The organism is Stenotrophomonas sp. YJH_SMC_135 (genome assembly GCF_059372355.1).
Genome location: NZ_JCAFVN010000001.1, coordinates 606,777 through 626,515, shown reverse-complemented (window position 1 = coordinate 626,515; position 19,739 = coordinate 606,777). Strand labels below are relative to the sequence as shown.

The window sequence follows — 19,739 nt, the reverse complement described above, 5'->3', positions numbered from 1 at the left end:
CAACCATGAACCTTCCCAACGACCACATCGTCAAGAGCTACGACGAAGAGCAGCAGCGCCTGGTGGCCGAGATCGTGCGCATGGGCGAGATGGCCGTCGCCCAGCTCGAAGCGTCGATGGACGTGATCGAGAAGCGCGACGAGAACGCTGCCCATCGCATCATCGCCAACGACGAAGCGATCGATGCGCTGGAACAGCAGATCAGCCACGACGTGATGCGCCTGGCGCTGCGTGGCCCGATGGCGCGCGACCTGCGCGAGATCCTTGCCGGCCTGCGCATTCCGGCCGACATCGAGCGCATCGGTGACTACGCTGCCAACGTCGCCAAGCGCTCGATCGCGCTGGGCAAGGTGCCGCCGCTGCCGCAGATCCAGGGCCTGCGTGCACTGGGCCGCCTGGCCGCGCAGCAGGTCCGGCGTGCCATTGCCGCCTACCGCGACAACGATGCTGATGCCGCGCTGGAACTGCGTGAGGACGACGCCCGCCTGGACGCGCAGTACACCGCGCTGTTCCGCGAGCTGCTGACCTACATGATGGAAGACCCGCGCAACATCACCCCGTGCACGCACCTGCTGTTCATGGCCAAGAACCTGGAGCGCGTGGGCGACCACGCCACCAACATCGCCGAGAACGTATGGTTCCTGGTGCATGGCGAGCAGCCGCTGCCACCGCGTGAAAAGCGCGACGAGACCTCCAGCACCGGCCAGCCCTGACGCTGCACTGCAACACCGGAGTCGACTCCAAGGTGGCCGCTGTCCTGGTGACAGCGGCCTTCTTTTTTGGGGTGTTTCATCCGCATTGTGGGCGCCACGCGTGCCCGGTGCGGACCTGCCGGATGCTTCTGTAACAGATCTCACGAAAATTTGAGTTCTTGGCGAGGATTCGTTGAGTAGGATCGCTGCACCATCGATTCACCCCGGGCACCTGCCCACCACCCAGGAGTAAGACCGATGAGCAGTTCCAACAAGACCCTGTCCCTGCTGACCGCTACCGCCCTGGCCGCCGGCCTGGGCATGACCGCCAGCGCCTCGGCGCTGAGCATGAGCGACCTCGCCCAGGGCTACCTGGTGGCCGGCCAGGCAGCCAAGGCCAGCACCGATGCCAAGGCCGCCGATACCAAGATGGCAGCCGACGCGACCAAGCACGCCGAAGGCAAGTGTGGTGCCGACGGCAAGACCGGCGAAGGCAAGTGCGGTGCCGACAAGGGCAAGGCTGCCGGCGCAGCGGGCGCCAAGGCCAAGACCGGCGACACGAAGTCGGCTGAAGGCAAGTGCGGCGAAGGCAAGTGCGGTGGCAAGCACTGACGTCCGCGCCAGCCTCGTCCACCCGCAGTCGCCGCTTCGCGCGGCGGCTGCAGGGTTGGGCCTGCGCCGGGCGCTGCTGCAGGATCTGCGTGACGCTCCGGCAGGCGACTTCGACTTCCTGGAATGCGCGCCGGAGAACTGGATCCATGTCGGCGGCCCGGCCGGTGATGCCCTGGCCGAACTGGCACACCGCCATCCGCTGAGCTGCCACGGCCTGTCGCTGTCGCTGGGCGGCAGTGCCGCCCTGGACACCCAGCTGCTGGAGCAGGTCGGCCGGTTCCTCGAAAAGCACCGCGTGCCGCTGTACAGCGAGCACCTGAGCTACTGCAGCGACGACGGCCACCTGTACGACCTGCTGCCGATCCCCTTCACCGACGAAGCCGTGCGCCATACCGCGCAGCGCATCCGCCGCGTGCAGGACCTGCTCGGCCGGCGCATCGCGGTGGAGAACGTGTCCTACTACCTGGCGCCGGAACCGGCGATGGACGAGCTGGCGTTCACCAATGCGGTGCTCGCCGAAGCCGACTGCGACCTGCTGCTGGACGTCAACAACGTCTACGTCAACGCCTGCAACCACGGCTACGATGCCGATGCCTTCATCGCCGGCCTGCCCGCGCAGCGCATCGTCTGCCTGCACGTGGCCGGGCACCTGGACGAGGCACCCGACCTGAAGATCGATACCCATGGCAGCGCGGTGATTGATCCGGTCTGGGAGTTGCTGGCGCGTACCTATGCTCGCATCGGCCCACGCCCCACCCTGCTCGAACGCGATTTCAATTTCCCGCCCTATGCGGAACTGCAGGGCGAACTGCAGACCATCCGCCGCCTGCAGGCCGCACACGCCGGGGCTGCACATGGCTGACGCTATCGACACCCTGCGCGCGCAGCAGCACGCGTTCACCGCGCACCTGCGCGATCCACAGGCGGTGCCGGCACCGGCCGGCCTGGATGCACGCCGGTTGGCGGTGTACCAGCACCTGCTGTTCAACAACCTGCTCGGGCTCCTGAGCAACGGTTTCCCGGTCTGCGTCCGCCTGCTCGGCGAACCGGCATGGAGCGCGCTGGTGCGCCACTACTTCGCCACCCATCGCTGCCAGACCCCCCTGTTCACCGAGCTGGCCGCCGAGTTCGTGCAGTGGCTGCAGGCACAGCCGCAGCTGCCGCACCCGGCGCTGGCCGAACTGGCCCACTACGAGTGGGTGGAAACCGCGCTGTACCAGTTGCAGGCCGAGCCACTTCCTGCGCCTGGCGATGTCGATCCGCTGCGGGTGCCGCTGCAGCGTTCGCCGCTGGCGTGGCCGCTGCTGTACCAGTGGCCGGTGCACCGTCTCGGTGCAGAGGATGCGCCGACCCAGCCCCTCCCAGAACCCACCGGCCTGCTGGTCCGCCGCGAAGCCGACGGTGAAGTGCGATTCGCCGCGCTCAGCCCCTTGGCGGTGCACCTGCTGTCCAGCATCGGTGAACAGCCTGGGCTGGAAGGCCGTACGTACCTGCAACGCCTCGCCACCACGCATGGGCTGGCCGAAGACGCGCTGGCCGGCCCCGGTGCCGCGCTGCTGCGGCAGTTCCTGCAGGCCGGCGTGATCGGCCCGCTCACCACCCCGCCCTGACACCCCATTTGCGGAGATCCCCTGATGAACCTTCCGACCCTGGCCGCCGCGCGTGGCCAGCTGGACCGTCTCGCCCCCTGGTTGGCCCCGCTCGGCCTGCGCCTGCTGCTGGCCTGGGAATTCTTCGAATCCGGCCGCGAGAAGCTGCGCGGCCAGAACTGGTTCGCCGACCTGCAGGACGCCTTTCCATTCCCGTTCGACCAGTTGCCGGCCACCCTGAACTGGCAACTGGCGACCTGGTTCGAACTGCTCGGGGCGGCCTGCCTGCTGTTCGGTTTCGGCACCCGTTTCGCCGCCGCGAGCCTGCTGGTGCTGACCGTGGTGGCCACCTATGCGGTGCATTGGCCGATGGAGTGGAACTCGCTGGCCGACCTGGCCATGGGCTATGCGATCAGCGACCAGGGCTTCGGCAACTTCAAGCTGCCGGTGCTGTTCATGGCCATGCTGCTGCCGCTGATCTTCACCGGCGCCGGCAAGCTGAGCGTGGATGCGTGGCTGGCGCGGTGGTCTCCCTCGGCCACACCTGCGCGGCCAGCGGTTCGGTAGATGCCGACCTTGGTCGGCGCGTCGTGTGCCAACCAAGGTTGGCACCTACCGGGTTCTGCGTTCGTGCCACCACGGTGGCTGGCATGGGCTGCGTGGCCGGGCGCTCAGGGCCGCTCTGATAGAATTCACGCATGAATGACCCCATCCCCGCACCTGCCGCCGTTCCCGATTCCGCAGTTCCCCAGGCGCAGCGCGCGATGTCACAACGCTTCCGCGGCTTCCTGCCGGTGGTGGTGGATGTGGAAACCGGCGGCTTCGACAGCCAGCGCAATGCGCTGCTGGAAATCGCTGCGGTGCCGATCGAGATGGACGAGAACGGCCTGCTCTACCCCGGCCAGACCGCCAGTGCCCACGTGGTCCCGGCCGAGGGCCTGGAGATCGACCCGAAGTCGCTGGAAGTGACCGGCATCATCCTCGACCATCCGTTCCGGCTGGCCAAGGAAGAAAAAGCAGCGTTGGACCACATCTTCACTCCGGTGCGTGCGGCGATGAAGAAGTACGGCTGCCAGCGCGCGATCCTGGTTGGCCACAATGCCCATTTCGACCTCGGCTTCGTCAACGCGGCCGTGGCGCGGACGGGCCACAAGCGCAACCCGTTCCATCCGTTCAGCGTGTTCGACACGGTCACCCTGGCCGGTATCGCCTACGGCCAGACCGTGCTGGCGCGTGCGGCCACTGCCGCCGGGCTGGGTTGGGATGCGAATGAAGCGCACAGCGCGGTATATGACACCGAGCAGACCGCGCGGCTGTTCTGCACCATCGCCAACGCCTGGCCGCGGTAAGACAGCGCTTTCTGTAGAGCCGGGCCATGCTCGGCTGCACCTTTTTCCGCGCTGTCGCGCGGTAGTCGAGCACGGCTCGACTCTACAGGCCGACGTCGTTCCATCGATGCATGGTGGCGAATCATCGCCGCACAGTAGATCCACGCCATGCGTGGATGCGATCAACCAATGCTCGTGCGATCGCGGCCGTCGCTCTTGGCGCGGTACAGCGCGCGGTCTGCGCGCTGGTACAGCAGCGCCGGGGTGCGGTCGTCGGCATCCAGCTCCACCAGCCCCGCACTGAAGGTCACGCGCAGGCCTTCCACACCGGCCCAGTCGGGGTGGTCATGGAACAGGCCACGCAGGCGCGCGCACAGCTGCGCGGCTTCCTCCAGGCGGGTGTCGTTGAGCAGCAGCGCGAACTCTTCGCCGCCGGTGCGCGCCGGCAGGTCGGAGTCGCGGCTGGCGGCTGCGATCAGCGTCGCCACCTGCACCAGCACGGCATCGCCGATGCTGTGGCTGTGGCGGTCGTTGACGTCCTTGAAATGGTCGATGTCCAGCACCACCAGGCACAGTGGATGACCACTGCGCTGCGAACGGGCGAAGTCACGCGCCAGCGTCTCGTCGAAGCCGCGGCGGTTGGCCAGCCCGGTCAGCGCATCCTCGCGGGCCTGGCGCTCGAAGGCTTCGGCCTGGCGCGCCAGGCGCTCGGCCAGCTCGGTCTTTTCCTGGTTCAGCGCCTGCAGGTGCACGGTCTTGGCCTGCAGGTCGAAGGTCGCGTCGTCCACCCGCCGCGCCAGGCGCAGGTTGCTGGCCTTCAGCTGCTGCAGCAGCAGGCGGTACAGTGCCACCAGGCCGGCCAGCAGCAACAGCCCGCCCAGCGCCTGCACGCTGCGCCGCTGCCACCAGAACGGCTCGACGCTGAAGCTCCACACCGCCTCCTGTTGGCCCCAGCTGCCGCCCGGATGCGCCGCAGCCACATGCAGGGTGTAGTCGCCCGGCGGCAGGCCAACGAACTCGACGCTGCGCTGCGGGCCACGCTCGACCCAGCCGGCATCGAGGCCGTCCAGCCGCGTGCGGTAGCGGATCCGGTCGGACATCAGGTAGCTCAGGCCGACATAGCTCACCGCCAACCGGCGGCCACCGGGAATGTAATTGCGATCCGGTCCCTCCCAGTGCACCGGCGCACCATCCACCTGCACGCTCTCGATCGCCGCCGGCGGCGATGGCCGCTCGCGGAAACGCTGCAGGCGTTGCGGGTCGACCGTGCTCAGGCCACCGGCGGTGACCACCCAGAACGTGCCATCCTGGCGCAGGATCGCCGATGGACTGGAGCTGCCATTGGCCTGTGCATTGGCCATGCCGTCGATCTCGTTGTAGCGCTCCAGCACCACCCGCGGCGTGCGGCCATCGGCCACCGCATTGAGGGTGGCCATGTCGGTGCGCAGCACACCACGGTTGCTGCTGATCCAGACATTGCCGAGGCGGTCCGGCACCAGCTGGAACACCGCGTCCACCGGCATGCCCTGCTCCAGGCCGACCCGCGCCAGCGCACCGTTGCGCCAGCGGTACAGGCCACGATCACTGCTGATCCACATCGCATCGCCCAGCTGGTGGAAACCGAACACGCTGCGGCCGCCCCCCAGCGGGGCCAGGTCGATCGACTGCACGTGGTCGCCACGCAGCACGCGGATGCCTTCGATGGTGCCGATCCACAGGTTGCCCTGGTGGTCATGCTCGAGCGCGGTGATCAGGCCGCCGGGCATACCCGGCACGTTCGAGACCTGCACCCGGTCGCCGTCGATGCGCACCACGCCCTTCTGCGTGCCGGCCCAGACCACGCCCTGCGGGTCAACGGTGATCGCACGGATGTTGCCGCCCGGCATGCCGTCAGTCGCCGCATAGTTGTGGCGCAGGCCCCCATCGCGACCCAGCCGGTAAACGCCGTCGCCGAAGGTTCCCACCCACAGGTCACCGTCCGGCCCCTGTGCCAGGCTCAGTACCGAGGGCGCCTTGCCGCCGCGGTTGTGCAGCGGTACCGCGCGGAAACGACCGTCGCGGGTCTGGAGGTCAAGGCCGCTGGCGCTGCCGACCCACAGTTGGCGGTCGCGATCCTCGAACACCGTGCGCACGTAGTCGCCACTGAGCCCATCGCGCTCGGTGAAGCTGCTGAACAGTGTTTCGCGCAGGCGGTACAGGCCCCCATTGGCTCCCACCCAGATGCTGCCTTCGGCATCCTCGCGCAGGCTGACCACGCGTCCGCCCGGCAGGTTCAGGCCGGCCGGCAGCCGCTCCAGGCCATGGGCGGAAATGCGCAGCAGGCCCTGGTTCTCGGTACCCAGCCACAGATCGCCATGCCGGTCCTGCAGCATCGAGGTCATGTGCAGCTGGCCCGGCAGGCGGTGCACCAGCACCAGCTGGTCGTCCTCCACCCGGTACAGGCGCTCGCCGGCGACGATCCACAGCGCGCCATCCGGTGCCCGGTACGGCCACGACAGGCCGCTGCCGGCGCCCAGCCCCCACGCGGCGGGCGCGCGCTTGAGCACGCCGTCGTTGTCGCGCAGCACCAGCCCGTCGAGCGTGCCGACCCATACCCGGTCCTGTGCATCGACCACCAGCTTGGTGAAGCTCATTGCCATCGGCAGGTCCGCCGCCGGTGCCTGGTAGACGATGCCGGCATCCGGCGTCAGGTAGCCGATGCCCTTGCCTTCGTACAGCAGCCACAGCCGGCCCTGGCTGTCCATCTGCATGGACTGGATCAGCACCTGCGGTGTACCGGCCTGGTGCTCCCAGACCCGCCATTGGCCGTCGCTGCCGCGGTGGCTGACGTTGCCGCGCGAATCGCTGATCCACAGCCCGCCCTGGCGGTCGACGAACAGTGCGCCGATGCCGTTGTCGCGCAGCGGGGGCGCGCCCTCCTGTGCCGCCAGCGGCAGCGCGAGGGCCAGCAGCAACCACAGCAGGCCCTGCCGCAGTGCCCGCCTGAATCCTGATGCGCGGCGCTCCACCCAGCGCCCCTGGTCCCCCTGCCCGCCCATCACCGCAGCAGCGGCGGCCAGGTGCGGCTGCAGGGCGCGGCAGCGTGCGGGAACAGCCGGGCAGCGCGCACTGGCATGCCGGCGGGAACGGGCTGGCTCATCGAGGGGAGACTGGGGAGATGGGCAGATGATAGGCCAAACCCCGGCCCCGGCGTCACCGTCCGCGGCCCGCCGGCTCAGCCGGCGCGGCCGGGCGCCACCACCTGGGCACTGGCCGGCCACTGCACCACCGCCTCCAGGCCACCTTCGGCCCGGTTGCGCAGCCACAGCCGCGCGCCGTCCTTCTCGGCCAGGGCGCGGGCGATGGTCAGGCCCAGGCCGGCCCCGCCGGTCTGGCGCGAACGCGAGGTTTCCACCCGCACGAACGGATCGAACACCGCCTCCAGCTGCTCTTCGGCCAGGCCGGGACCGTCATCGGCCACCACTACGGTGATCGCACCGCCGCTGCGCTCGACCCGTACCCGCGCCCGCTGCGCGTACATCACCGCGTTGTCCACCAGGTTGGAGAACAGGCGGTGCATGGCCAGCGGACGCAGCATCAGCACCGAACCACTGCCCCCCTCGAAGACCACGTCGGCGCCGCCTTCGGCGGTGTCCTCGACGATGCTCTCCAGCAGTGAATCCAGGTCGAGTGCGGCGCGCTGCTCGGCACTCTCGGCACTGCGGGCCAGTTCCAGGCCCTCGCGCACCAGCGCCTGCATCGCCGCCAGGTCACCGACCAGGCGCTCGCGCAGGGCTTCGTCGCTGACATTCTCCAGGCGCAGGCGCAACCGGGTCAGCGGCGTCTGCAGGTCATGGGTGATCGCCGCCAGCATCTGCGTGCGTTCGGCCAGGTGCCGCTGCAGGCGATGCTGCATGGCGTTGAAGGCTTCGGCGGCGCGCTGCACTTCACGCGGCCCGCGCAGTGGCAACGGGTCGCGCTGCAGATCGTCGCCGAGATCCTCGGCAGCGGCGGCCAGTTCCTGCAGTGGCGCACTGGCCATGCGCGCAACGATATAGGCCAGCACGGCAATCGCCAGCACCAGCAGGGTCAGGAACCACGGGTCCACGGCGAGGATGCCGTTGTGCGCCACCGCCGGCGAGTCCAGCGCCAGTTTCAGCAGCGTGCCGTCGTTGAGGGTCACGTCCACCGCGCGGCACTTGGGCGGGATGAACGCCGGGTCGCGTTCGCGCGGCGGCCGCCGGTGACCCGGCGGTGGCGGCGGCAGCAGGTCCTGCAGCTTGGGAATGCAGGAGCGGAACGAAGCGAAGTGCACATGCGCGCGCGACACCGGTCCGGGGCGGTCTTCCAGCACTTCCATCAGCGCCGTGTCGGCACGCCCGAGGCGGGCTCCGGGCTGCAGCGCGCGCACGCTCGGCCCGCCGATCGCCAGCAGGCGCTCGCGCAGCTCCGGATTGCCGTCCAGCAGGTTGACGTAGCCCTGCAGGCGGTCGGCGATGCGGTTCAGGTTCTGCCGCTCGAACTCCTGCTGGCGCTTGGAAGTGGCCAGCATGGTCGCGCCGATCGCAGCCACCGCCATGCCCAGCAGCAGGATCACGAACAACCGCCCGACCATCGAGGACAGGAAATGGCGCAGGCGCTTCATCGCGGCTTATTCCAGGTTGACCGCGGAGGCCAGCACGTAGCCCTCGTTGCGCACGGTCTTGATCAGTCCGTCCGGGCCACCGTCGTCGCCCAGCTTGTTGCGCAGGCGGCTGACCTGCAGGTCGATCGCGCGGTCCTGTGCCTCGTAGTTGCGGCCACTGCTGAGCGCGACCAGCTGCTCGCGCGACAGCACCTTGTTGGCGTGCGCGATGAACACCCGCAGCAGGCGGAACTCGGCGCCGGACAGCACCACCACGCGGTCATCCGGATCGACCAGGTGGCGATGCTCCAGGTCGAACACCCAGCGCGAGAAGCGCGCACGGCGCACCGCCAGCGGCTCCAGGTTGGCCGGCAGCGCCTCGGTCCGGCGCAGCACGTTGCGGATGCGTGCCAGCAGCTCGCGCGGTTCGAACGGCTTGGCCAGGTAGTCATCGGCGCCCATTTCCAGGCCCAGCACGCGATCGATCGGCTCGGCGCGAGCGGTCAGCATGATCACCGGCGTGTTCGAACGCGCACGCAGGTCACGGCACAGGGTCAGGCCATCCTCGCGCGGCAGGTTGAGGTCGAGCACGATCAGGTCCACGTGCTCGCGGTCCAGCAGCTGGCGCATGGCGGTGCCATCGGCCGCCGTGCTCACCAGGTAACCGGCGCGGCCGAGCTGCTCGGCCAGCAGCGTGCGGATGTCGTTGTCGTCGTCGACGATCAGCAGTCGATGCATCGGGTTTTCAGTCTCCATGTCGCGATCATCCCGTGTCGGCAGCTGAACCGCATCCGGGGCAATGCGTACCAGTGTATCCACCCACGGGCGGGATACCTGTGGTTACGCGTATTCACCGACAGTGTTACATACAGACATACCCCGAGGATTGAGCCGTCCATCGCCCGGTCTTCACAATGCCCGCCAACGCCGCACGCGCGGCCCCGAGAGTGAAGCCACGACGTGACGTTCCGCCTGCTGCCCGCGACCCGCCGGAGTCGCCTGATACTGATCGCCCTGCTTGCCCTGATCGTCGCCGCGACCGCCTGGTGGCTGCTGCGCAAGCCCGCCGCGCCGGCGGTGGCCACCTCGCCGGTCAGCCGCGGTGACATCGAGCAGACGGTGGACGCCACCGGCGTGATCGATGCCTACAAGCTGGTCAGCGTCGGTGCGCAGGCCTCGGGCCAGATCAAGTCGCTGAAGGTGCAGCTGGGCGACACCGTGAAGGAAGGCGACCTGATTGCCGAGATCGACGCCACCACCCAGCAGAACCAGGTGCTCAACGCGCAGGCCTCGCTGGACCAGGTCACCGCCCAGCGCGCCGTCCAGCAGGCCACCCTGCGCCAGGCCGAACTGGAATTCGCGCGCCAGCAGCAGATGCTGGCCGCCGAGGCCACCTCGCGCCAGGAATACGATGCCGCCGAGGCGCAGCTGAAGACCGCCCGTGCCCAGCTGCAGTCCTACGAGGCGCAGATCAAGGGCCGCGAAACCGAGCTGGGCACCGCCCGCGCCAACCTGGCCTACACCCGCATCACCGCGCCGATGGACGGCACCGTGGTGGCGGTGGTGGCCGAGGAAGGCCGCACGGTGAACGCCAACCAGACCGCGCCGACCATCGTCATGCTGGCGCGGCTGGACGTGGTCACCGTCAATGCGGAGATCTCCGAGGCCGACGTGGTCAAGATCAAGGCCGGCATGCCGGTGTACTTCACCACGCTCGGCGACCCGGACCGCAAGTACCACGCCACGCTGCGCCAGATCAATCCGGCGCCAGCCTCGATCGCCAACGAGAATTCATCCAGCTCCAGCAGCTCCTCCAGTTCCAGTTCCAGCAGCGCGGTCTACTACAACGCGCTGTTCGACGTGGAGAACCCGGACGGCACGCTGCGCATCGACATGACCGCGCAGGTCTCGGTGCTGCTCAAGCAGGCCAAGGGCGTGCTGATGGTGCCGGCAGTGGCGCTGGGGCCGAAGCGCCGTGGCGACGAGCGCATGGTGCGGGTGCTGGACGACAAGGGCCAGCCGCAGCCGCGCAAGGTCACGGTGGGCATCAACAATGGCGCCTCGGCCGAGATCCTGTCCGGGCTGAAGGAAGGCGAGCGCGTGGTGGTTGGCGAAGCGGGTGCGGCCGGTGCCAGCGCCGGCGGCGGCAACCGCGGCGGCATGCAGATGCGGGTTGGCGGCCCGGGCATGGGGCGCCGATGAGCACGACGGCGCCGCTGCTGCGCCTGCGCGACCTGCGACGTGAATTCCCGGCCGGCGATGATGTGATCGCCGTGCTGCGCGACGTCAATCTCGACATCCATGCCGGTGAGATGGTGGCCATCGTCGGCCAGTCCGGCTCGGGCAAGTCGACGCTGATGAACATCCTCGGCTGCCTCGATCGTCCCACCCGTGGCAGCTACCAGGTGGCCAGCCGCGAAACCGGGAAGATGCAACCGGACGAACTGGCCGAACTGCGCCGCGAGCATTTCGGTTTCATCTTCCAGCGCTACCACCTGCTCGGCGACCTGGATGCGCGCGGCAACGTGGAAGTGCCGGCGGTGTACGCCGGCAGCCCCGGCCCGGTGCGCAACGCGCGTGCCGAGCAACTGCTGCAGCGGCTGGGCCTGAGCGACCGCATGCATCACAAGCCGGGCCAGCTGTCCGGTGGCCAGCAGCAGCGCGTGTCGATCGCACGCGCCCTGATGAACGGCGGCGAGGTGATCCTGGCCGACGAACCGACCGGCGCGCTGGACACGAAATCCGGCGAGGAAGTGATGGCGATCCTCGGCGAACTGCATGCCGAAGGCCACACCATCATCATCGTCACCCACGACATGAGCGTGGCCGAGCACGCGCAGCGCATCATCGAAATCCGCGATGGCGAGATCATCGCCGACCGCGCCAACCCGAATGCGCCGACCTACCGTGCGCAGCGCGAGGCCAGTACCGGCGTCGCCCGCGGCAACAGCTGGCGGGCCGCGCGCGACCGCTTCACCGAAGCGTTCCGCATGGCGCTGCTGGCGATGAACGCACATCGGCTGCGAACCTTCCTGACCATGCTCGGCATCATCATCGGCATCGCCTCGGTGGTCTCGGTGGTGGCGCTGGGCAATGGCTCCCAGCAGCAGATCCTGCAGAACATCAGCGCGCTCGGCACCAATACCATCGACGTCTATCCCGGCCGCGGTTTCGGCGACATGCGCTCGGCGCGCGTACAGACGCTCAAGGCCAGCGATGCCGATGCACTGGCAAGGCAGAGCTACGTGGACAGCGCCACCCCCAGCGTATCGACTTCGGTCACCGCGCGTTACCGCAACCAGTCGTCCACCGCCCAGGTCAGCGGCGTTGGCGAGCAGTTCTTCCGGGTCAAGGGCGTGACCCTGCTCAGCGGCAGCTTCTTCGATGCCGATGCGGTCAAGGGCCTGGGCCAGGTGGCGGTGATCGACGAGAACACCCAGTCCCAGTTCTTTCCCGATGTCGACCCGGTCGGCCAGGTGATCCTGCTCGGCAACGTGCCGGCGCGCGTGGTCGGCGTGGCCAAGCGGCAGAGTTTCGGCTTCGGCGGCAGCACCAGCCTCAGCGTGTGGGTGCCGTACACCACGGTGATGTCGCGCATGCTCGGCCAGAGCCACGTGTCCAGCATCACCGTGCGCGTGGACGATGACACGCCGATGGACGCCGCGCAGGAAGCGATCACCCGCCTGCTGACCCTGCGCCATGGCACCGAGGATTTCTTCCTCAGCAACAGCGCCGAGATCCGCGAGACCATCGAGCAGACCACGCGCACGATGACCCTGCTGATCGGTGCCATCGCCGCCATCGCGTTGCTGGTCGGTGGCATCGGCGTGATGAACATCATGCTGGTATCGGTGACCGAGCGCACCCGCGAGATCGGGGTGCGCATGGCCGTCGGTGCACGGCAGAGTGATATCCGCCAGCAGTTCCTGATTGAAGCGGTGCTGGTCTGCCTGCTCGGCGGCGTGCTCGGTATCGGCCTGGCCCTGCTGCTGGGCTCGATGATCGGCCGCTTCGCCAGCGACTTCCAGGTGCTGTTCTCCACCGCCTCGATCGTCGCCGCGTTTGCCTGCTCGACCCTGATCGGCGTTGCGTTCGGCTTCCTGCCAGCGCGCAACGCCGCGCAGCTCGACCCGGTGGAGGCCCTGGCCCGCGAATGAAGATGATGACCCGACTGCCCTTCCCCGCTCCCCGGCACCTGCTGCTGGCCGGTGCCGTTCTACTCGCCCTGTCCGGCTGCGCGTCGGTCGGCCGCTACCCGGTGCACGACCCGGCCGTGGCGGCGCAGTATGGACGTGGCGATGCCACCCTCAACGCGCCAGCCGATGACCCGCGCAGCAGCCTGGATACACCGGGCCGCGACATCCGCCAGGACACCTGGTGGACCGGCTTCGGCGATGAACGCCTGGACCGCCTGGTGGCGCAGGCGCTGGCCGCCAACAGCGATCTGGCCGCCGCCGGCCTGGCCGTGCAGCGTTCACGCCTGCAGGCCGGCCTGGCCAGCAACGCACTGTGGCCGCAGCCCTCGTCATCCGGCGTGAGCGGCAGCGCCAGCCGCGCCACCGACCAGTCTGATGATTGGCGCCGCAGCTATTCCACCGGCGTCTCGCTGGGTTGGGAAGTGGACCTGTGGGGCCGCCTGCGCACCCAGCGCGACATCGCCCGCTGGGAAGCCGAGGCCAGCGAGGAAGATCGGCAGAACACCGCGCTGCTGGTGATCAGCGACACCATCACCCAGTACTGGAACCTGGCCTACCTCAACCAGTCGATCGCCACCGGCCAGGCCAACCTGGAGCGCCTGGAACGCACCCGCGAACTGGTGCAGGCCCGCTTCGACGCCGGTGCGGTATCGCGCCTGGAAGTGCGCCAGGCACTGCAGAACCTGCAGTCGCAGCGGTCCTTGCAGAGCGCGCTGGAACAGCAGCGGGTGGAGGTGCGCAACGCGCTGACCGTGCTGCTGGACGGCACGCCCTGGCCCCAGCAGGACGAACCACAGGACCTGCTGGGCGCACGCAGCCCAGCCATCAGCGAAGGCCTGCCGACCGATCTGCTCGGCCGCCGCCCCGATCTGCGCGCGGCCGAACTTCGCCTGCGCAACAGTCTGAAGACCATCAAGGTCACCGCCACCCAGTACTACCCTGCGCTGAGCCTGACCGGCAGCCTCGGTTCCAGCGCGACCTCGCTGGGCGATGTGCTGCGCAACCCGGTGGCCACGCTGGGCGCCGGCCTGTCGCTGCCGTTCCTCAACCTGCAGCGTGCGCAGCTGGATACCGATATCGCCGGCACCACCTACCAGATCGCCGCCAGCAACTTCCGCAAGACGCTGTATACCGCGCTCTCGGAAGTGGACAACGCACTGTCGGCGCGCGAGCAGCTGGCGCGCCAGGTGGCGGCCTCGCAGGCTTCATACGACGAAGCGGTGGAAGTGGAACGCGCGCAGGAAGTGCGTTACCGCGTGGGTGCCACCGATCTGCGCACCTGGCTGGAAGCGCAGCAGACCCGGCGTGATGCCGAACTGTCGCTGGCACGTGCGCGCCAGGGCCAGCTCAACAACGACGTGACGCTGTTCAAGGCGTTGGGCGGCAGCGCGGGGTGAGGCGGGACATGAAACGGGGTCAGATCCCTTTTCCCATTGGAAAAGGGATCTGACCCCGATCACATCGCGCTGGCCGATCAACCGCGCTGGCGCACGGCCTCGAACAGGCTGACGCCGGCGGCGACGGAGACGTTCAGGCTCTCGATCTCGCCCGGCATCGGGATCTTGACCAGGCCATCGCAGTTCTCGCGGGTCAGGCGGCGCAGGCCATCGGCTTCGCCGCCCAGCACCAGCGCGATGTTGCCCTTCAGGTCCAGCTGGTACAGCGAGGCCGTGGCTTCACCGGCCAGGCCGTAGATCCACACGCCCTGCTTCTGCAGGTCCTTCAGGCAGCGCGAGAGGTTGGTCACCGCCACCACCGGGATCAGGTCGGCGGCACCGGCCGAAGTCTTGCGCACAGTGGCATTGACCGTGGCCGACTTGTCCTTCGGGATGATCACCGCGGTCGCCCCGGCGGCAGCGGCCGAGCGCAGGCAGGCGCCGAGGTTGTGCGGGTCCTGCACCTCGTCGAGCACCAGCAGCAGGGCCTTGCCCTCGGCCGCGGTGACCAGCCCTTCCAGCTCGTTCTCGCTGTAGGTACGGGCGGCGGCGTAGCGCGCGGCCACGCCCTGGTGGCGCACCGAACCGCCAACACCGTCCAGCGCCTGGCTGTTCACCTTGCGCACATCGATGCCCTTGCGGCGGGCGTTCTCTTCGATCTCGGTCAGGCGCGGGTTCTTCGCACCGGCCTCGACCAGCACTTCGCGGACGTTCTCGGCGTCGTTCTCGATGGAGGAGGCGACGGCGTTGACGCCGACAATCCACTGGCTGTTCTTGCTCATGCGGGCGGGGACCGGAAAGGGGGTGGCTATGGTAGAGCATCGGCAGGCCGGGCGCTGCGACCGGCCGCCCCTCTGTAGCGCCGAGCCCATGCTCGGCTGGCGGGGGGCCGATGAAGCCTGAACCCGGAGCAGCCGAGCGTGGGCTCGGCGCTAGAGGGGCGTTACCGACTGCGCGGCGGCCAGTGCGGGGTGTCGTGGTCGGGGTGCTGGTGGGAGACGATGGTGGCCAGGAACTCCAGCGCGGCGACGTCGTCCTCGGTGCGCCGCGCCGGCAGGCCGGACAGGCTGTCGACGAACGGCAGCTTGCGCTCCACCCCGTACTGGATCGTCGGTGGCAGGCGTTCCGGCTCATCGAAGGCGCCGGCAGCCACGGCCACGCCATCCGGGGCTTCATAGGTCAGGGGTGTACCGCAGTCGGCGCAGAAACCACGCCGCACCACGTTGGACGACTGGAAATAGCGCGGCTGGCCGCGGGTCCAGCTGAACTGCACGCCGCGCACGGATACCAGCGGCGCGTAATAGGCACCGAACGCCTTCTGGCACATCCGGCAATGGCAGATCGAGCTGTCGGTGAGCTCGCCACGCGCTTGGAAGCGGACCGCGCCGCACTGGCAGCCGCCACTGTATTCGGGTTGGCCTTGCATGCTGGGGTTCCTCCGGAACGTCGTGCCAACCAAGGTTGGCACCTACCAGTTGAGGTAGGTGCCGACCGTTGGTCGGCACACCTTTCAATACTTCTTCTTGGTGCGCTTGGCCGGCTTGCCCCGCTCGGGCGGCGGCGGCAGGCCATCGCCCTCGTCCTCGCCCTTGTGCTCGACCAGGCGGAAGTCGATCTTGCGCTCTTCCATGCTGGCCTTCAGCACCAGGATCCGCACGCGGTCACCCAGCCGGTAGCTGCTGCCGCGGCGTTCGCCGGTCAGCGTTTTGCGGGTGGCGTCGAACTTGTAATAGTCCTGCGGCAGCTGGGTCACATGCACCAGGCCCTGCACCTTGGACTCGTCCAGTTCCACGAACAGGCCGAAGCTGGTCACGCCGCTGATCACGCCGTCGAACTGGCCGCCCACGTGCTTTTCCATCCACGCCGCGCGGTAACGCTCGTCGACCTCGCGCTCGGCTTCGTCGGCACGGCGCTCGCGCTCGGAACACTGCAGCGCCAGGGCCGCCATTTCGCGCGCGTTGTAGGTGAACTTGTCCAGCGGCTTGCCGGACAACGCATGCTTGATCGCACGGTGCACCAGCAGGTCGGGGTAACGGCGGATCGGCGAGGTGAAGTGCGCGTACGCCTCCAGCGCCAGGCCGAAGTGGCCGTGATTCTCCGGGCTGTAGATCGCCAGGCTCTGGCTGCGCAGCAACACCGATTCTAGCAGCGTGGCATCGGGGCGGTCGCGGATCTTCTTCAGCAGCTTGGTGTAATCGCCCGGGCGCACCTTCGACCACGGCGGCAGGCTCAGCTTGAACTCCTTGAGGAATTCCAGCAGGTCGGCGTACTTGGTTTCCGGCGGCTTCTCGTGGATGCGGTACGGCGCCGGCACATGGCGCGACAGCAGGTACCTGGCGGCCTCGACGTTGGCCGCGATCATGCACTCCTCGATCAGCTTGTGCGCGTCGTTGCGCACCAGCATGCCGGCCTGGGTCACTTCACCACGGTTGTCCAGCACGAAGCGCACTTCACTGCTTTCGAATTCGATGGCACCGCGCTTGGCGCGTGCCTTGGACAGCACCTTGTACAGCTGGTGCAGGCGCTGCACCTGCGGCAGCAGGTCGCCCATCCAGGCCTTGGTATCGGCATCGTCCTCGCCCACCGCCTTCCACACCTGGGTGTAGGTCAGGCGCGCATGCGAGTTCATCACCGCCTCGTAGAAGCGCGAATGCGTGACCAGGCCATCGCGGTCGATCTGCATGTCGCAGACAAAGCACATGCGGTCGACCTTCGGCATCAGCGAGCAGATGCCGTTGGACAGTGTCTCCGGCAGCATCGGCACCACGAAGCCCGGGAAGTACACCGACGTCGCACGCTTCTGCGCCTCTTCATCCAGCGGCGTACCAGGGCGAACGTAATTCGAGACGTCGGCAATCGCCACCACCAGGCGGAAACCCTCGGCATTCGGCTCGCAGTACACCGCGTCGTCGAAGTCCTTGGCATCCTCGCCATCGATGGTGACCAGCGGCGTGCTGCGCAGGTCGACACGGTCGCCAATCATCGCCGGCTCGACCACCAGCGGCACCGAGGCCGCTTCGTCCAGCACCTCCTGCGGGAACTCGAACGGCAGCTCGTGGCCATGGATGGCGGTCTCCACCACCAGCGACGCGGTCAGCTTGTCGCCGAGCACCGCGATGATGCGGCCGATCGGCGGGCGGCGGCTGTCCGGCGCCTGGGTCAGTTCACAGACCACCAGCTGGCCGTCGCGCGCACCACCGGTCTGGTCCGGCGGCACCTGCACGTTGCGCTGCACGCGCTTGTCGTCGGGCACCACGTAGTTGATGCCCATCTCGATGCTGAAGCGGCCGATCAGGCGGGTCATGCCGCGCTCCAGCACGCGGGCGATGCTGCCTTCGCGACGGCCACGGTGATCGATGCCGGTCACGCGGGCCAGCACCTTGTCGCCGTGCATGACCTTGCGCATTTCATAAGGCGGCAGGAACAGGTCGTCGCCGCCCTCGACCGGGCGCAGGAAGCCGAACCCTTCCGGGTTGGCGATCACCACACCGGTGACCAGGTTCAGGGTCTGGATCGGGGCGAAACCGCCGCGACGGTTCTGCACCAGCTGGCCGTCGCGGACCATCGCACCGAGCCGGCGCGACAGCGCCTCGGCCCGGTCCGGAGCGGTCAGGCCCAGGCGCGCGCCCAGTTCCTCGGCGGTCTGCGGCCCTTCGCAGCGCTCCAGCAGGGCCAGGATGGCCTCGCGGCTGGCGATGGGCTGTTCGTACTTCTCCGCTTCGCGGGCGGCATAGGGATCGTCGATCACCTTGCCGGCCGGCGGCAGCTTGCGGCCCGGGGCCGGGCCCGGTGCATCGGTACTGCGGACCTTGCGGCCGCGTGGCGGTGCACCGCCTTCATTCAATTCGGGGAACCAGCCCGGCAGCGGCTTGCCCGGCTTGGTGGTGCGGGCTGCACCCGCCTTGGCGCCCTTGTTCGGGGCCTGGCTGCGGGACTTGCTCCCGCCCTTGCTTGGTTTTTTGATAGTCATCGCCCTACATGGTAGCCGCTGGCGGCGTGCAGAACGGGTCAGCGGTCGCCTTCAAGCGATCGCGTCAAAAATATTCAGGAAGTCGTTGACAGCCTGCGGATTCATCTTCACAATTGCGCCTCTGGAACGCCCAGGTGGCGGAATTGGTAGACGCACTAGTTTCAGGTACTAGCGGGTAAAACCGTGGAGGTTCGAGTCCTCTCCTGGGCACCAACGAAAAAACTCCTCGCTTCGGCGGGGATTTTTTTTGCCTGTGATCCGGCAGCCGGGGTCGGATTCCTTTCCAGAGGAAAGGGCTCTGGCCCCAAGCGAGTGAGATGGGGGGCAGAGCCCGTTTCGCATGCGCAACGGCAACCGACCCGGGATCAGCAAAAAGTGTTGACACCCCCATCACGGCACCCCATAATCTCGCTCCTCGACGCCCAGGTGGCGGAATTGGTAGACGCACTAGTTTCAGGTACTAGCGGGTAAAACCGTGGAGGTTCGAGTCCTCTCCTGGGCACCACGTCGAGAATGAGAAAAACCCGCGAAAGCGGGTTTTTTCATGCCCCGGATCCGGCATCAGAACAACGGCCGCAGCACCAGTTCCAGCCCGAGCAGCAGCAGGAACCCCAGGAAGCAGGCGCGGAACACGCGGGCACTGATGCGCTGCCGGATCATCTGGCCCAGCCACATGCCCAGCAGCGCCGGCAGCACCGCCAGCGCACTCAACCCCAGCTGCTGGATGCCGAACGCACCGTGCAGCACCAGACCGGTGGCCAGCGAAATCGTCGACACGGTGAACGCCAGCCCGAGCGCCTGCACCAGCTCCTCGCGCTGCAATCCCAGCGACTGCAGGTACGGCACCGCCGGCATCACGAACACACCCGTCGCCCCCGTCACCACGCCGGACAGCGCACCCACCAGCGGCCCCAGCCAGCGCTCGCGCCGCTGCGGCACGCGGAACACCGGCGCGAGCAACGCATAGGCGGCATAGACCACCAATGCCACGCCCAGCGCAACGCGCGACCAGGTGCGATCGACCCGCACCAGCAGTGCGGCCGAACCCAGCGTCACCACCACCACGGCAAGCATCATCGGCCACAAACGCCGCACGATGTGGCCCAGCGACGGCCCGGACAGCAGTTGCCACGCATTGGTGACGAAGGTTGGAATGAACAGCATCGACGCCGCCGCCACCGGTGACAGGGTGCTGCCCAGCAGGCCCATCGCCACCGTCGGCAACCCCATCCCTGTCACGCCCTTGACCACGCCGGCCAGCACGAACACCACCACCAGCAGCAAATAGAAGTATGTCGATTCATGCATGGCTT

The 19,739-nt window shown here is 68.2% G+C and carries 16 protein-coding genes and 2 tRNA genes; 11 read left to right on the top strand and 7 right to left on the bottom strand.

Going from position 1 to position 19,739, the window contains the following annotated elements; genetic code table 11:
- Window positions 1-5: 5 nt before the first annotated feature.
- The 6 genes from phoU to rnt all read left to right on the top strand — a co-directional run bounded on the left by phoU (window position 6) and on the right by rnt (window position 4,242).
- Window positions 6-713: a phosphate signaling complex protein PhoU gene (gene phoU, locus AC5P98_RS03065; protein ID WP_005408787.1), complete on the top strand. Its 708-nt coding sequence runs from the start codon at window positions 6-8 to the stop codon at window positions 711-713.
- Between the two features lie 237 nt (window positions 714-950).
- Window positions 951-1,304 (top strand): HvfA family oxazolone/thioamide-modified RiPP metallophore, encoded by a 354-nt coding sequence (locus AC5P98_RS03060; RefSeq protein WP_014646537.1) that lies wholly within the window; start codon window positions 951-953, stop codon window positions 1,302-1,304.
- A complete protein-coding gene (locus tag AC5P98_RS03055) occupies window positions 1,291-2,166 on the top strand; it encodes an HvfB family MNIO-type RiPP peptide maturase (protein ID WP_041863215.1) in 876 nt (291 codons plus the stop codon). Before AC5P98_RS03060 ends, AC5P98_RS03055 begins: the two co-directional genes overlap by 14 nt.
- Window positions 2,159-2,914 carry an HvfC family RiPP maturation protein gene (locus AC5P98_RS03050; protein ID WP_049407976.1) on the top strand — a complete coding sequence of 252 codons (756 nt, stop codon included), beginning with the start codon at window positions 2,159-2,161 and terminating at the stop codon, window positions 2,912-2,914. Before AC5P98_RS03055 ends, AC5P98_RS03050 begins: the two co-directional genes overlap by 8 nt.
- 24 nt (window positions 2,915-2,938) lie before the next feature.
- Complete coding sequence (locus AC5P98_RS03045; RefSeq protein WP_014646534.1) at window positions 2,939-3,460, top strand: HvfX family Cu-binding RiPP maturation protein; 522 nt, start codon at window positions 2,939-2,941, stop codon at window positions 3,458-3,460.
- A gap of 131 nt (window positions 3,461-3,591) precedes the next feature.
- Window positions 3,592-4,242, top strand: coding sequence for a ribonuclease T (gene rnt, locus AC5P98_RS03040; protein WP_049407974.1), 651 nt, complete (start codon window positions 3,592-3,594; stop codon window positions 4,240-4,242).
- A gap of 161 nt (window positions 4,243-4,403) precedes the next feature.
- On the opposite strand, the gene AC5P98_RS03035 is transcribed toward rnt, so the two are convergent.
- The 3 genes from AC5P98_RS03035 to AC5P98_RS03025 all read right to left on the bottom strand — a co-directional run bounded on the left by AC5P98_RS03035 (window position 4,404) and on the right by AC5P98_RS03025 (window position 9,580).
- On the bottom strand, window positions 4,404-7,259 hold the full coding sequence (locus AC5P98_RS03035) for a two-component regulator propeller domain-containing protein (RefSeq protein ID WP_495229847.1): 2,856 nt from the start codon (window positions 7,257-7,259) through the stop codon (window positions 4,404-4,406).
- Between the two features lie 176 nt (window positions 7,260-7,435).
- Window positions 7,436-8,845: an ATP-binding protein gene (locus AC5P98_RS03030; RefSeq protein ID WP_049407970.1), complete on the bottom strand. Its 1,410-nt coding sequence runs from the start codon at window positions 8,843-8,845 to the stop codon at window positions 7,436-7,438.
- A gap of 6 nt (window positions 8,846-8,851) precedes the next feature.
- On the bottom strand, window positions 8,852-9,580 hold the full coding sequence (locus tag AC5P98_RS03025; protein WP_041863210.1) for a response regulator: 729 nt from the start codon (window positions 9,578-9,580) through the stop codon (window positions 8,852-8,854).
- Window positions 9,581-9,784: 204 nt separating this feature from the next.
- Here AC5P98_RS03025 and AC5P98_RS03020 point away from each other — a divergent pair, with 204 nt between their 5' ends.
- Genes AC5P98_RS03020 through AC5P98_RS03010 form a run of 3 tightly spaced genes read left to right on the top strand, consistent with a single transcriptional unit; the run spans window position 9,785 to window position 14,417 of the window.
- Window positions 9,785-11,026, top strand: coding sequence for an efflux RND transporter periplasmic adaptor subunit (locus AC5P98_RS03020; RefSeq protein WP_014646531.1), 1,242 nt, complete (start codon window positions 9,785-9,787; stop codon window positions 11,024-11,026).
- Window positions 11,023-12,981: a MacB family efflux pump subunit gene (locus AC5P98_RS03015; protein ID WP_014646530.1), complete on the top strand. Its 1,959-nt coding sequence runs from the start codon at window positions 11,023-11,025 to the stop codon at window positions 12,979-12,981. The genes AC5P98_RS03020 and AC5P98_RS03015 overlap by 4 nt, the downstream gene beginning before the upstream one ends.
- Window positions 12,978-14,417, top strand: a complete 1,440-nt coding sequence (locus AC5P98_RS03010) for an efflux transporter outer membrane subunit (protein WP_049407969.1) — start codon at window positions 12,978-12,980, stop codon at window positions 14,415-14,417. Before AC5P98_RS03015 ends, AC5P98_RS03010 begins: the two co-directional genes overlap by 4 nt.
- A 77-nt stretch (window positions 14,418-14,494) precedes the next feature.
- Here the strand turns inward: AC5P98_RS03010 and rlmB are convergent, their stop codons facing one another.
- From rlmB to rnr, 3 genes are all read right to left on the bottom strand, one after another.
- Window positions 14,495-15,238, bottom strand: a complete 744-nt coding sequence (gene rlmB / locus AC5P98_RS03005; RefSeq protein ID WP_005408775.1) for a 23S rRNA (guanosine(2251)-2'-O)-methyltransferase RlmB — start codon at window positions 15,236-15,238, stop codon at window positions 14,495-14,497.
- 161 nt (window positions 15,239-15,399) lie between these two features.
- The gene (locus AC5P98_RS03000; RefSeq protein ID WP_014646528.1) at window positions 15,400-15,882 is read right to left on the bottom strand and encodes a GFA family protein; all 483 of its coding nucleotides are present in this window, start codon (window positions 15,880-15,882) and stop codon (window positions 15,400-15,402) included.
- 84 nt (window positions 15,883-15,966) lie between these two features.
- Window positions 15,967-18,426, bottom strand: coding sequence for a ribonuclease R (gene rnr / locus AC5P98_RS02995; protein ID WP_049407967.1), 2,460 nt, complete (start codon window positions 18,424-18,426; stop codon window positions 15,967-15,969).
- A gap of 128 nt (window positions 18,427-18,554) precedes the next feature.
- On the opposite strand from rnr, the gene AC5P98_RS02990 reads away from it, so the two are divergent.
- Together AC5P98_RS02990 and AC5P98_RS02985 are read left to right on the top strand one after the other, a co-directional pair.
- Window positions 18,555-18,639: transfer RNA gene (locus AC5P98_RS02990), tRNA-Leu, on the top strand.
- Between the two features lie 207 nt (window positions 18,640-18,846).
- Window positions 18,847-18,931, top strand: a tRNA-Leu gene (locus AC5P98_RS02985).
- A gap of 56 nt (window positions 18,932-18,987) precedes the next feature.
- On the opposite strand, the gene AC5P98_RS02980 is transcribed toward AC5P98_RS02985, so the two are convergent.
- A complete protein-coding gene (locus AC5P98_RS02980; RefSeq protein WP_049405481.1) occupies window positions 18,988-19,734 on the bottom strand; it encodes a sulfite exporter TauE/SafE family protein in 747 nt (248 codons plus the stop codon).
- Between the last annotated feature and the right edge of the window lie 5 nt (window positions 19,735-19,739).

Excerpts from the sequence above, each read along its gene's own strand:
- AC5P98_RS03050 (WP_049407976.1), top strand. The coding sequence starts at position 2,159 with ATGGCTGACGCTATCGACACCCTGCGCGCGCAGCAGCACGCGTTCACC.
- AC5P98_RS03035 (WP_495229847.1), bottom strand. The coding sequence starts at position 7,259 with ATGGGCGGGCAGGGGGACCAGGGGCGCTGGGTGGAGCGCCGCGCATCA.
- AC5P98_RS03015 (WP_014646530.1), top strand. The coding sequence starts at position 11,023 with ATGAGCACGACGGCGCCGCTGCTGCGCCTGCGCGACCTGCGACGTGAA.
- AC5P98_RS03025 (WP_041863210.1), bottom strand. The coding sequence starts at position 9,580 with ATGGAGACTGAAAACCCGATGCATCGACTGCTGATCGTCGACGACGAC.
- rnt (WP_049407974.1), top strand. The coding sequence starts at position 3,592 with ATGAATGACCCCATCCCCGCACCTGCCGCCGTTCCCGATTCCGCAGTT.
- AC5P98_RS03010 (WP_049407969.1), top strand. The coding sequence starts at position 12,978 with ATGAAGATGATGACCCGACTGCCCTTCCCCGCTCCCCGGCACCTGCTG.
- rlmB (WP_005408775.1), bottom strand. The coding sequence starts at position 15,238 with ATGAGCAAGAACAGCCAGTGGATTGTCGGCGTCAACGCCGTCGCCTCC.
- AC5P98_RS03030 (WP_049407970.1), bottom strand. The coding sequence starts at position 8,845 with ATGAAGCGCCTGCGCCATTTCCTGTCCTCGATGGTCGGGCGGTTGTTC.
- phoU (WP_005408787.1), top strand. The coding sequence starts at position 6 with ATGAACCTTCCCAACGACCACATCGTCAAGAGCTACGACGAAGAGCAG.
- AC5P98_RS02980 (WP_049405481.1), bottom strand. The coding sequence starts at position 19,734 with ATGCATGAATCGACATACTTCTATTTGCTGCTGGTGGTGGTGTTCGTG.
- AC5P98_RS03060 (WP_014646537.1), top strand. The coding sequence starts at position 951 with ATGAGCAGTTCCAACAAGACCCTGTCCCTGCTGACCGCTACCGCCCTG.
- AC5P98_RS03000 (WP_014646528.1), bottom strand. The coding sequence starts at position 15,882 with ATGCAAGGCCAACCCGAATACAGTGGCGGCTGCCAGTGCGGCGCGGTC.
- rnr (WP_049407967.1), bottom strand. The coding sequence starts at position 18,426 with ATGACTATCAAAAAACCAAGCAAGGGCGGGAGCAAGTCCCGCAGCCAG.
- AC5P98_RS03045 (WP_014646534.1), top strand. The coding sequence starts at position 2,939 with ATGAACCTTCCGACCCTGGCCGCCGCGCGTGGCCAGCTGGACCGTCTC.